We start from the raw sequence: 12,509 nt of genomic DNA on the forward strand, positions 1-12,509 counted from the left end.
ATTCAAATTTGAATCTCTAAAAACCCCGGCCACACACCGGGGTTTTATTTTTTTAGCTTGATCACCGTCAGCGCGTTGACGTTCGATCGGACATCACGATCATTAATCCACAGATAACCATCTTCACAAACTCTTTGAAACTCGGGCGCATAAAGAGCGCAACTTTTTCCCCAAGAGTTTCTTAGTTTAAACTCACAGGTCTGCGTGTTATCGTTCCAGCGCATCCCCACAATACTGCTTTCATGCAAATTATCAAAACTTGGCTGCGCAGCTCTTCCTTTCTCAAGAAAAGTCGTACTGTACCCGATGCTGACAGGATTGCCCGCTTTCAGAAATGACGCCAGCTTGTTAGAAATCTCATGCATTCTAGGCACGCTCGTCAAGGACCATTGTTCGATCTCCATGGGTTTCATGGGAACGCGCGGAGAACACAGGCCATCGATATTTTTTCGCAGCTCTTTAAGGGACTCGTTATTAAGCTGATCAACCCAAGCCGCCGCGCCATTAAACATATCATACCCTTTCGGCGCGCATAGCTGCATATAAGCCTCCTCAGAGGGAGCTTTAGGCAAAGGCATCCACTTTCTTTCGTATTTATCCCGGTCCCGTTTTCCACCAAGCTTTACGGTCTTGGTGTTTTGTCCCATGAGTGCAAGAGTTCGCTCTCCAAGGTAATAATTAACTCCATTATCGACCAAAGAGCCTTCAGATTTAAGTTGGCTTTCAAGGCAGGCTCCGCGTCCGTTAGCCTGATAAGCCAACGTGGCTAGCCCCTTGCCTTCTCCTGCCAAACCCCTTTAGATCGACTTTTTTGGTATCAATTTTAGATCTTTATTTCATGTTTTTAGCCATTTTATCGAAATTTGGATCATTTTTTGATACCTTCGGAAACGCCGTTGCGGGCCTTGGCAAGTTCGGGCACTTTCATTTTCAAGCAGTCATGCTTAAAAAACAAGGAGCTAGAAAATGAGAACAATGCTTTTGATGATCGTTTCTTTAGGACACAAAGTTATCAACGGAAACTGCGAATTCAGCACCCCTTCTTATCACCGTTTCAATGTTTTAGGTGGTGGCGCTTTCGTGGTGAGTGAACAACAAGATTAATCTTAAAAAAAAGGCACTAAGATGAGCAACTTTAAATCAGAACAAATCAAGACCGTGATCAAGGATCTTTTAAAAAAGAAAAAACTGACTTACGAAAACGTCGCCGAAGAACTTGAGTGCTCGGTGCCGACCGTGAAGCGCATTTTAGGCCCTGAAGAGTTAAGCCTTCCCCGTTTGCTTCAGCTTTGTGAACTTTTAGATGTAACTTTCGGGGAAATTGAAACCCTTATCCACATCAAAAAAGACGACCAAGAAGAGTTCACTTTGCCACAACAAGAATTCTTGGCTAAGAACTCTTCGTACCTAGCTTATTTTATCGCGCTGTATTCCTTCACTCCGGAACAAATTGCCGAAAAATATAAGCTAAACGCACGTTCAACAGACAAATACCTGCTTCAGCTTGAAAAGCTCGAGCTGATCAAAGTCACCGGTAAGCTGCGCGTAAAGCCGGCGTTTAAAAACCTTCCAGGGCTAGGTCATGGAGTTTTGGCCAAAGCATACTATCGAAATTTTATTAGCAAAGGCGCAGAATTCTTTATTCAGAATATCTCTGACGAGCTAAGTGCTTACAACCCTAAGTCCGAAGATAAGATACCTAAAGGCTTTAGCATGAATGCCACCAAAGTCAGTCGCGAGTCTTACACGAAGTTCGTGCATGAACAAAATAAAGCCCGCGAAGCCTTTATGAAGCTTGCTTCTTACGAAGAAAAATCTTTACCGGAATCCGAGCTGCAGACGATGGTCATCATGCACGCTTTCACCATCGTGGATAACGAAGACAAAGTACTTAAAATCGTTGAGAACACTTTAGGAGAAATTAAAAACCTTTAGTTTGAAGTTTAAACCTAAACTTCCAAAATCAAAGTCACGGGGCCGTCATTAAGAAGATCCACCTTCATGTCGCCCCCGAAGACGCCACCCAGGGTTTTAACCCCTTCTGCACGACTTAGCTGCAATGATTTTTCATAAAGGACTTTAGCGGCATCAGGTTTTTCGGCATTCACAAAACTGGGCCGACTGCCGCGGCTGACATCACCCAATAATGTGAATTGAGAAACGATCAGATGCTCTCCTTGGATATCTTTAACAGACAAGTTCATCTTGCCTTCGGCATCAGGAAAAATTCGCAAAGCACAGATCTTTGTTATCATCTTTTTAAGCTGTTCTTCACTATCACCTTGAGCGATCCCCAAGAGTGTTAATAAACCCGGGCCAATTGAGGAAATCAATTGCCCATCCACGGTGACACTGGCTCTTTTAGCTCTTTGAACGACGGCTTTCATGCCCTAGGATTCTAAGATAAAAAAATACGCTTTACAACGACGCGCAGGATGCTGCCGGATTATAAACAGGCCAAGATGTCGTATCAGTATCAGTCAATCCCATTTCTGGGTGAGCACGTCCCAAAAATCCCTCTTGAACCATGACTTCTCGCACGGGCACTAAGAGATCTGAGAAATCATTGACCCCTAAAAAGGTGTCTTTATTAATAACCCAAGCACTTTCAGGGGAAGGATGAATTAGGGCCAAGCACTGTCCGTTTTCAAAGCAGCCGTTCTGGTCTGGCGTTGAATTCATGCCGACCTCAATACTTTCCCCGCGTCGATCCAAGATCTCACAACCCGCAGCATCCCTTAAGATCCCTTCACGAGTGATAAATCCGCCATCTAAAGAGAACTGGGTCTCTTCTTCGCATCGTCGTACAAACAATCCATTTTGCGAAGCCACGTTAAGGATTCCCTGCTTAGAAGGGCTTTCTATTTCTGCGCCATAAATAATGCCGGAAAAAATAGCTTCAACTTCACGGCTAAAGTTGCGACAGTCCCGCATCCCCAAAACTTTCATGTTATTATCGACAAACACCTCAGAAAAAGTTCCTTTGCCGCACCCTTCGCTATGAATCTGAATTCGGTGTGCTTCCACTTCATTTTTAATATTGGTCATAGAAAATGCCCTTAAACGCATTTCACCCTGCAACGGAATATCCAGATTTTTTTCTTTAAGCAGACAATAGTATTTATCTAAACCCGAAAACTCTTGTTGATCTACGGTCGTCGCGGGCCTGCGCTCTGGCGCTTTTTCTGGAACCAAATCCTCAGCCTTCACTTCAAGCGCAGGAATTAAAGGAACTGACTCGGGGGCAAGGATTTCGCTCGCCGAAGTTTCCTTTGTCGTTTTTTCTTCAAAATTTTGGATTTTATAAAAAAGAATCGCCGAGCCGAGTATCGCTGAAACTAACAACACTTTTTTCTGCATTTAGAAAGGCTAGCAGCAAGAATGCCTTTTTCAGAGGGGAAAATCGTCAGGTATCAAAATGAGACCCTGGAATTTTGACGCCTGTCGAGGGGATCGACAGGCTTAAAACCCTTAGACAGTGAACTCCACCCGTGTGGTGTCGGTAAATAGCAGTTCTTCGAATTGCGCTTTGGTGAAGATAATATCCGCTAAACGCCCGGCCATGTCGTGAATCTCTGCATTGTTACCTAAAGAGGTGCACAGGACCTTTTGCACAGACTTGCCTTGCAGGGACTCTAAAACTTGAAAGCCCGTTTTGTCCGAATTCTCAAAAATAAGATCCGTGATCACCGTCCCAGATACTTCACCTTTGTATTTTTCAAATTCATCCGGTGACGAGTACCCGACCACGTGAGCCCCTAAGTCTTGTAAGCGCTTTAGCCATCTTTCGCGAACGGTGTTGTTATCTTCAAGTAAAATCACATTGCGATGAAGGTGCAAAACTTGTGGCACAAGACCGCTAGAAAAAGTTAAAAGAAAATGCGCGCCTGGAGTCTTATCTTGCAAGACCGCATCGCCGCTCAGTCCCTTGAAAGTCTCACGCACTTGCCACAAACCTAAACCCGAACCATCGGCTTTATTGTGAGTTTCGCCGCGCTCAAAAATCCGTGCTCGAATTTCTGCCGGCACTCCGGGACCATTATCGCTGAGCTCAATTTCAATCATGCCGTCTTTGACCTTCTTAACATTCAAGCGCACTTCGACCGGGACATTTTTAGCCGCCGCCTCTAATGAGTTATTAAGCATGTTTGAAATCGCACGTTCTATCGCCGTCGGGTCTGAGGTCTTTACCAAAACATCTGGAGGGCACTGCAGGTGAATCTTTAAACGTGTCCACGATTTTTCGTAAGCGTCTTTAAGTTCGGCTAAAACTTCTGACAAGTTTAAAACTTGCGCCGCAGCCCCTTCATACAATCCGCCGCTGCGGAATTTCTTTAACAGATCATCGGAAATACGATGCAGGCGCACGATGGATTTATCAATCAGATCGGCGGCTTCCGGATTTATGTTGCCTTTGTATTCGTTGGCAATCATCAACGCCGTTAACGGCGAGCGCATATCATGCGCCACTTGCGTGGCGATTTTAAGACCTTGTTCGGCGCGCGCGGATTTAACAACTAAGTTTGAACGCAAACGCTGCATTTCCAAATCGGCCACTTGACGGTCGCGCAGACGCAAGTGACGAATCAAAAGCAAAGGTGCTATGAAAAAATGCGCCAGCATCAAAACAAAAGGAACTTCAAGCAGAAACAAAAGCTTATTAAAGAAGTACAAACTTGCAAAAGCGATCACAAAATAAGACAGGATCACGGCCCCACCCCAGAGTGTCGCCGCCACCGGACTTAAGAAAAGAACTCCACACAGATACGCAAACACGAAAATGAAGGCAAAAATCTGCCGTGATGTGCGCATAAATCTGTCCACGGCATCTTTTTGAATCAAAGTCTCTAAATCCAAAGCCACGCGCTGGGAAAGCGTCATGTAATCGCCACTGATGGCCGATCCCCATCCATCGTCATTCATCACATCATCTAATCCAAGAATAAGGATCTGACCTTCCACGCTTTTTGGCAGCTGGTTTAACAAAATAATTGGAGCGACTGCGGGATGACGATAACGAAGATGAGTTTGCAGACTGATCTCCCAAGGATAGGTGGGAAAGTCTTCGACCTTCGATGAAATGCCATACTTACCTAAGACACCCATCAAAGGATGATCAATGCTTGGATCATTGACGTCATAATCAATAATCAATCTGCGCGTCATCCCGTCACTACCGCGATCTTGAGTTAACGGAATAAAAACATGCTGAGTTTTTTTAAAGTCGGGATGCTGAGCCAGACTTAAAGGATCTTTATCAGGATAGTTTGAGTAAAAATATAAATTCGGGTGACCCGAGGCGAACTTCACGAACTCTTGAATTTCAGCACTTGAGGCATTTTTCAATGGCAGCGGTAAAGTCGAAATGACAAAAAGAGGCTTTTGATCTAAAAGCACCTGCAGATTTTTTTGAATGGCCGCGAAGTTTTCAGGGATGGCCGATCCGACAACCGCGACTTTTCCCGAAGGGGCGGGGCGCGGTAAGGTGAGCATCATAAAATCATTGAGCTTTGCTCCGACTGAAATACCCCAGTCTTGCAGAAAATTACTTACCAGCGGATGGATCATTAAGAAGCTGATTAAAAGGCATCCTAAAAGTTTCTTTTTCATCACAAGGCTTTCTTCAAAAAAGAAAAGCCGGGTTTCCCCGGCTTTGACATTTAGTCTTCGTCTTCCTCAACCTCTTCAAGGTCGGCAAGCTCTTTGGTGTCTTGCTTCGACTTGTTCGGGTGAAGTTTTTGGTATTCTTTGATCTTAAGTGGATCTGGGCCCAACATTAAGAACATGTTCTTACCTTCCATTTTTGGCTGAGATTCAATCATCGCCAAATCATTCACGAACTCGATACACTTTTTCATGACTTCCATACCCAGCTCTTGATGGGCCATTTCACGTCCCATGAATCTGAGGCTGACTTTCACTTTGTCGCCATCAAGCAAGAATCGGCGCGCATGGTTCATCTTCGTTTCAAAGTCATGTTGATCTGTGCGCGGACGCATCTGGATCTCTTTGATCGTTACGACAGTTTGTTTTTTACGAGCCGCTGTGGCTTGTTTTTTCTTTTCGTACTTCCACTTGCCGTAATCCATGATTTTACAAGTTGGAGGACTTGCCGTAGGAGCAATCTCTAGGAGATCCAATCCACGATCTTCAGCGATGCGAAGAGCTTCAGGCACCGTCATCACGCCCAACATATTACCTTCATCATCGATCACGCGGATTTGTTGCGCACGGATCTCACGGTTTACACGCAAAGAGTCTTTAGAGTCTTTCTTGTTACGGTCAAAGCGTCCACCGCCACCGCCTCTAAAATTACCTTCGAACTTGCTAATGGGAAACCTCCGGGTTTCGTTTATGTGGTTGCAGGCTTCATAAGTGATGCCTGTAACAGTCTTTGGTTAATATCGTTTACAATCATTTCCTTCACATGCTCAACACTCAAGCCCTTATGTTCAGAGCCGTCGCGCAAGCGAAGTGACACCGTTCTGCTCTCTGCTTCCTTGTCACCTACGATAATCATGTAAGGGACTTTTTGCAGCTGAGCCTCGCGGATTTTATAGTTTAGTTTCTCATTTCTGCGATCAAACTCAACCCGAACTTTATCAGCCTTAAGTAGAGTCATTAACTCATCACAGAATCCATTCACACGATCGGTGACGTTTAAGATGCTGACTTGAACAGGGGCCAACCAAGGAGGCAAGTGGCCCGCCGTGTGCTCTAAGTAAACCCCGATGAAACGTTCTAAAGAGCCTAAAATCGCTCTGTGTAACATGACAGGACGGTGCTCTTTATTGTCCTCACCCGTGTATTTCAAATCAAAGGCTTGAGGCAAGTTCGGATCCACTTGCAGAGTTCCCAACTGCCAAGGACGGCTTAAAGCATCGACAAACATAATATCGAGCTTCGGACCGTAAAAGGCGCCATCGCCGGGATTGATTTCAAACGGAAGATTCAAAGTTTTCAAAGCTTCCGCCAAAGCACCTTCGGCCATGTCCCAATACTCTTCGCTTCCCATTCTGTTTTCTGGGCGCGTAGACAGGAAGATCTTATAGTTACTCATGCCCAATTTGTCGTAAACACGATTGAGCAATTGCATGAATTTGGCGATCTCTTCTTGCAGCTGATCCAAACGACAGAAAATATGCGCATCGTCTTGGCAGAAGGTACGAACACGAGTCAAACCGTGCATCGCTCCTGATTTTTCATAGCGATGCAGTCGACCAAAGTCGGCCATCTTGACAGGCAAATCACGATAAGAATACTTGTCAGAGTTGAAAAGCAAACAATGCGAAGGACAGTTCATCGGTTTAGAGGCAAAATCACGCTCGTCCACCTTGGTGAAGAACATGTTCTCTTTATAATTTTGATAGTGACCTGACGTATGGAACAAGTTCACGTCAAAAATTTGCGGGGTGATCACCTCTTGATAGCCCGTTTCCATATACAACTCACGCAAGTAAGTTTGCAAAGCGGTGTAAACCGTCGCGCCCTTACCGGTAAAGAAGGGAGAACCGGGAGCGAGTTCATTGAAGTAAAACAACCCCAACTCTTTACCCAGCTTGCGGTGATCGCGCTTTTTCGCTTCTTCGATATTATGAAGATAAAGCTCAAGATCTTTTTTATCATTAAAAGCGGTGGCGTAAATACGTTGTAATTGCGCGTTCTTTTCGTCACCACGCCAGTAAGCCCCGGCCACGGACAACAACTTAAAGGCTTTGATTTGCCCTGTAGTTTGGATGTGCGGTCCACGACAAAGATCAAACCAACCGTCACCGTTATAGTAAATACCAACAGTGGTTTCGCCTTTTTCCGCCAAACTCTCGATAAGCTCGACCTTGAAACGCTCTTTCATTCCTTTGAAGGTTTCAATCGCTTTAGAAATCGGCCAGTCTTCACGACGGATCACCAGATCCTTCGCCACAATATTGGCCATTTCTTTTTCGATCTTTTCAAAGTGTTCTTCGGTGAAAGTAAATGGAGAATCGAAATCGTAATAGAATCCATTATCGATCACCGGACCAATGGTGACTTTCACTTCGGGCCATAGTTTTTGAACGGCATCAGCCATCACGTGCGCGGCGGTATGACGAATGACTTCGACAGCTTCCGGGCTTTTGGTGGTCACCAGCGCCACCTTAGTTTGATCTTTTAAAACGGTGCGAAGATCCGAGATCTCATTAGACCCATTGATTTTTACGCCCAGGGTTTCTTTACCCAAACGAGGACCGATGGATTGAGCGACTTCAAGTGCTGTCGGCTCATGATTAAAAACCTTGGTGGAGTTATCCGGCAAAATAATTGTAACTTGTGACATTAGAATGAGGTGCTTAAGTGTGAAGAATTGTTGCGCTTTTGCATCACACTAGTAGTAATCCTCGAGGGACACAGGGTCAAGCACTCACCGCAAGAAATTGAACCCCGATAACCTGTTTGCCAGAAGCCATCGACACAACCCAGCGTACCTGAGACTCAATCGAAACCCAGCGGCCCGCACTATTGCGATACATGAGACTCACAAAGTCCTTCACTTTCACTCCCGTCGAATCTAAGGCCACTTTAGCCCCGCCTTGGGAAAAATCCTGCATTTCACCCTCTTTAAGGAATTGAACCTTGCCCCCTTGAGGAGCTTTGTCGGCAGTCATGGATTTCTTTAACATCACCGGGGCGCGCACCTGCACCCGCTCATGACGACGGCTTTTGGTCGACTTACCTTGAATGCGACGAGTTATAATTTCAGTCAGACGCGGACCTTCTGATTCATACACAAACAACCACTTCGGTTGATTTAAAGAAACCTGATAGGCCGCTTTTTCAATAGCTTGCACCACAAATATAAAGGAAAGCCTTGGGTGAGATTGCGCCCAAGAAGAAAGAGTTTCTGCAGTTCTAACCCCTAAAAAATCAGCCTTTACGATGACGATCAACTCACCGGGTTGCTTTGCCAGGATTTGGCGAAACTCCCGAGGGTCTTTAGCAAACAACCAACGGACACCCATAAGTCCCTCAAGATAAGGCGGCAAAACTTGACTCGAATTGAGATAGACCACGTGCTTAACCATTGTTAATTGCATGGAGAGTTTGTAATGCAAAGGCAGGGCCCAGGGCTCTAGTGCGTTCTAATGGGACCACGGCGTTTACTCTGTGGACATGCGTATATAAAACATTAAACAACCGGGCTCAGCGTCCGATTATGAGTGATTTTTTTCTGAATCGCTTGGGAAATACAAATAAGCACTGCCTAACACGCAAACCGTCGCAATCCCTACCGCCAGAAAAATACCCGCGTATCTAAAGCCATGAGCTTGAAAGGCATGAATGCCATAGCCGTGAACGAGGCTGCCCAGAAATCCCACGGTCAAACTATAAGAAAGAGCAAATAAGGTGCAACGCATGTTTCGGGGGAATAAATCGCACAACATCGCGATCATCGCCGCAAAACCGGTCACTAAAATAGCGCCCAGGCTTGCCACCGCAAACGCGATCGTCAGGGTTTGATGAGAGCTTTGGTAAGAAGCCCCCTCCAAAATTTTAAAAGAGGGAAACATCCACAAACATCCCACCGCCACGCTGATCCAGCAGATCTTAAAACTTCCAAAGCGATCCGCCAGCACTCCACCAATATAATAAAACGGCAGAAACAAAATAGTTCCTATTCCCGATGCGAAATCCACCGCCACCGGATCCATTTTTAAAATCACTTTCATAAAGTAAAACTTAAAGTTGGACGCCGTAAAGGATAGAATTCCCGTAGCAATTAAGACCGCCAAATAAGGTGTCCAGCTCTTCCCCTGCCTTCGAATGGTTAAAATGCAGGAACGCAGCCATTGCGCCTTTTCTATCACTAAAGTCCCTTGATTTTCATCTTCCCTAAAAGGTTCTAAAAAAAACAACCCGGCAATCGGTAGGAAAAAGGCGATACGCCATCCGCCTTTGATATAAAACTCTTGAGCATAAATCGTCTTTAACATCACAACACCCAGCAAAGCGGTGATATATCCAATGGCGACAGAAAACTGAATCCAAGAGGTGAAACGATTCCTCTTATCTGCCGGAGCACTTTCGTAAAGATAGACCGCCATCGCGGCATAAGCCCCACCCAAGCCAATGCCTTGAAAACACCGTAACAAAATAAAGTAAAGATCGTTGGTCGCCGGCGCCGACGGAAGAACCCCCATGAGGGCTGTAGAAAAAATTAACAATAGAATGCTTTCTTTGATGGCCTTACGAGGACTGATTAAATCCCCGCGCACACCAAACCATAATGCGCCTACAGGACGGGCCAAAAACCCCACAAAAAATGCGAGGAAGTCCATCAATAAAGTAGGTTCACCGCCCGAGGTCGTTACTGCCGGTGAAAGCTCGGTGACGAAGACGCTAGAAAGGTAAAAGGATCCGAAACAAATCAGATTCATAAAGCAGACGGCGCTGACTTTATCCCATATATTTCCGGAGAATGGATGCTCTCGAATAGAAACCTCGAAATTAAATATTAAGTATCACTTAAAACTTTTCGAGTGCCCACAAAAAAGAAAGACCCCTCGCGAGGTCTTTTTAAAGAAATATTTTTTCAACACACTCACCTTACAAAGGTCGCTCAAAATGGTTCGAGCGCAAGGCGGAGGGTTTCGATTTACGCGGAGGCGTACTCCAAGTACGTCGGAGCGGAAATCGAGGCCCGACAACGCAGTCGATCGGGCCGTTTTCAGCGACCGCGCGCCTAGTAGGCTACGTGGTGATTGATCGCTTCATGGATGCGAGGGTCTTTAAGTGGAACCAGGCTGTGCTTGCTCCAGAAAGACATGATCGTTAACAAGAACAATCCCGCAAAACCCGCGAAGATTCCTACTTCCCAGAAGCCAAATGTCACATGACCATCAAAGAAGTTTGGATACACCATCCAGTAAATATCGAGGTATTGCATTGCAAGAACCAAGATAGAAACTGCGATCACGTGGTTGTCTGTACGTTTCGCTCCACGAGGAAGTAGCGCCAAGAACGGAACCACGAAACGGAAGACCAAAAGGATCAAGGAGATACTCATCCAGCCGCCTTGAGCGCGCATGATGTAGTATTCCGTTTCTTCTGGAATGTTAGCATACCAGATCAACATAAATTGAGAGAACGCAATATACGCCCAGAAGATCGAGAAACCTTTAAGGTACTTCACGACGTCATGTTGATGTTCGACAGTCACGTAACCTTTAACGAAACCATGGCGACGCATTAAGATGATCACGATGGCCAAGAAAGCCATGCCCGCCTGGAACATACCCGCAAAGGTGTAAACCCCAAAGATCGTTGAATACCAAGTAGGCAACAATGACATTAAAAGATCGACAGAGAAAAACGAGAACGCCAAAGCAAAGAACACGATAAAGCCCACTGCGGGCGGAACGCTTTTCAATGTTAAGCTGTCATCACCGGTTTGGTCTTGCTTCAAAGAGTTTCCAACCAAAATCCAACGGAAGATCATGCAACCCACCGCAAAGATGAACAAACGAACCACGAAGAAGCCGGCATTGAGGTAACCGGTTTTTGCGGCGATCACCGGGCTGCCCGCGATCACTTCAGGATTTGCCCAAGGGTAAAGGTGCTTGAAACCCACTAACATGATCAAACCACCGATAAGAATCGCCGGGATGAAGGATGTTGTGGCTTCCGCGTAACGACGAATCGTCACGGACCAACCTGCTTTAGCCACCGAGTTGATCGCGATCCAGAAAAGACCGCTCACCGCCATAGCCGAGAAGAAAAAGAACGCAACAAGGTAAGAAGTCCAAAGGCGGTCTTGATTTTTCATCAAACCCACCAAGAACGTCACAAGACCGATCGCGATCAAAGCAAAGCTCAATGTTTTTAGCTTAGCTGGAGCTTCGAATTTTGAAACGTGAAGATTCACGTGATGATTAGAGTCACCCATTTTTCAGACCTACTTCGCTTGCTTCTCTAAGAAGCGGATATAGTTAACTACTTGCCAACGGTATTTTTGCGGAACGTGGGAAGCATAAGGCCCCATCACCCCTTGCCCCATAGTGATCACGTGATAAAGATGACCATCAGTCCAACCTTTAACTTTGTCGCTCACCACGGCTGGTGGTTTCAAAGCCATTTTTGAAGACACAACGGACTTTGCAGCCTCACCGCCTTCACCTTTAAAACCATGGCAAACAGCGCAGTTAGTTTCATAGTATTTTTGGCCCGTCAGGATGATGTCGTCTTCGGTTTGGCCCGCCAAAGGATTTTTCAAACCTTTAGAAGCCGCCTCAACGTCATTACCATATTTGTAAGGTTCAAAGCCCACAGGCGCCGTGTGCTCAGGAGGAACACGCATTCCGCTGCCGTGAGGAGAGTTCTCGTCATACTCTTGCGCTTTGATCGCCGGAGATTCCATCATATCTTGGATGATTTCGACGTTCGGATTATTTCCACGAGGACCGCAAGACGAAAGCGCCAGGATCGAAAGTCCCGCCGCCAGCATTGTGATTTGTAAGTTTACGATGCTTCTCATG

General features: G+C 45.8%; 12 protein-coding genes. 2 read left to right on the forward strand and 10 right to left on the reverse strand.

Annotated features, from left to right (window positions below):
* Positions 1-44: 44 nt before the first annotated feature.
* A complete protein-coding gene (locus AZI86_RS11685; RefSeq protein WP_061835369.1) occupies positions 45-791 on the reverse strand; it encodes a hypothetical protein in 747 nt (248 codons plus the stop codon).
* 175 nt (positions 792-966) lie between these two features.
* Between AZI86_RS11685 and AZI86_RS19230 the strand changes: the two genes are divergently transcribed.
* Together AZI86_RS19230 and AZI86_RS11690 are read left to right on the forward strand one after the other, a co-directional pair.
* Entirely contained in the window at positions 967-1,104 is a 138-nt protein-coding gene (locus AZI86_RS19230; RefSeq protein WP_157684695.1) for a hypothetical protein, read from the forward strand.
* A 21-nt stretch (positions 1,105-1,125) separates the two neighbouring features.
* On the forward strand, positions 1,126-1,935 hold the full coding sequence (locus AZI86_RS11690; protein WP_061835370.1) for a helix-turn-helix domain-containing protein: 810 nt from the start codon (positions 1,126-1,128) through the stop codon (positions 1,933-1,935).
* 14 nt (positions 1,936-1,949) lie between these two features.
* On the opposite strand, the gene dtd is transcribed toward AZI86_RS11690, so the two are convergent.
* The 9 genes from dtd to AZI86_RS11735 form a co-directional block, all read right to left on the reverse strand.
* Entirely contained in the window at positions 1,950-2,387 is a 438-nt protein-coding gene (gene dtd, locus AZI86_RS11695; protein ID WP_061835371.1) for a D-aminoacyl-tRNA deacylase, read from the reverse strand.
* Between the two features lie 31 nt (positions 2,388-2,418).
* Complete coding sequence (locus tag AZI86_RS11700; RefSeq protein WP_061835372.1) at positions 2,419-3,360, reverse strand: hypothetical protein; 942 nt, start codon at positions 3,358-3,360, stop codon at positions 2,419-2,421.
* Positions 3,361-3,471: 111 nt separating this feature from the next.
* On the reverse strand, positions 3,472-5,610 hold the full coding sequence (locus tag AZI86_RS11705) for a sensor histidine kinase (RefSeq protein WP_061835373.1): 2,139 nt from the start codon (positions 5,608-5,610) through the stop codon (positions 3,472-3,474).
* Positions 5,611-5,660: 50 nt separating this feature from the next.
* On the reverse strand, positions 5,661-6,254 hold the full coding sequence (gene infC / locus AZI86_RS11710; protein ID WP_061835374.1) for a translation initiation factor IF-3: 594 nt from the start codon (positions 6,252-6,254) through the stop codon (positions 5,661-5,663).
* Between the two features lie 98 nt (positions 6,255-6,352).
* The gene (thrS, locus tag AZI86_RS11715; RefSeq protein ID WP_061835375.1) at positions 6,353-8,314 is read right to left on the reverse strand and encodes a threonine--tRNA ligase; all 1,962 of its coding nucleotides are present in this window, start codon (positions 8,312-8,314) and stop codon (positions 6,353-6,355) included.
* A 76-nt stretch (positions 8,315-8,390) separates the two neighbouring features.
* Entirely contained in the window at positions 8,391-9,071 is a 681-nt protein-coding gene (locus AZI86_RS11720; protein WP_061835376.1) for a PilZ domain-containing protein, read from the reverse strand.
* A 117-nt stretch (positions 9,072-9,188) separates the two neighbouring features.
* Complete coding sequence (locus AZI86_RS11725) at positions 9,189-10,412, reverse strand: MFS transporter (protein ID WP_061835377.1); 1,224 nt, start codon at positions 10,410-10,412, stop codon at positions 9,189-9,191.
* A gap of 305 nt (positions 10,413-10,717) precedes the next feature.
* A complete protein-coding gene (locus tag AZI86_RS11730) occupies positions 10,718-11,920 on the reverse strand; it encodes a hypothetical protein (protein ID WP_061835378.1) in 1,203 nt (400 codons plus the stop codon).
* 9 nt (positions 11,921-11,929) lie between these two features.
* Positions 11,930-12,508, reverse strand: coding sequence for a c-type cytochrome (locus AZI86_RS11735; RefSeq protein ID WP_061835379.1), 579 nt, complete (start codon positions 12,506-12,508; stop codon positions 11,930-11,932).
* Position 12,509: the final 1 nt, after the last annotated feature.

Source organism: Bdellovibrio bacteriovorus (genome assembly GCF_001592735.1).
In the GTDB taxonomy this organism is placed as follows: Bacteria; Bdellovibrionota; Bdellovibrionia; order Bdellovibrionales; family Bdellovibrionaceae; genus Bdellovibrio; species Bdellovibrio bacteriovorus_D.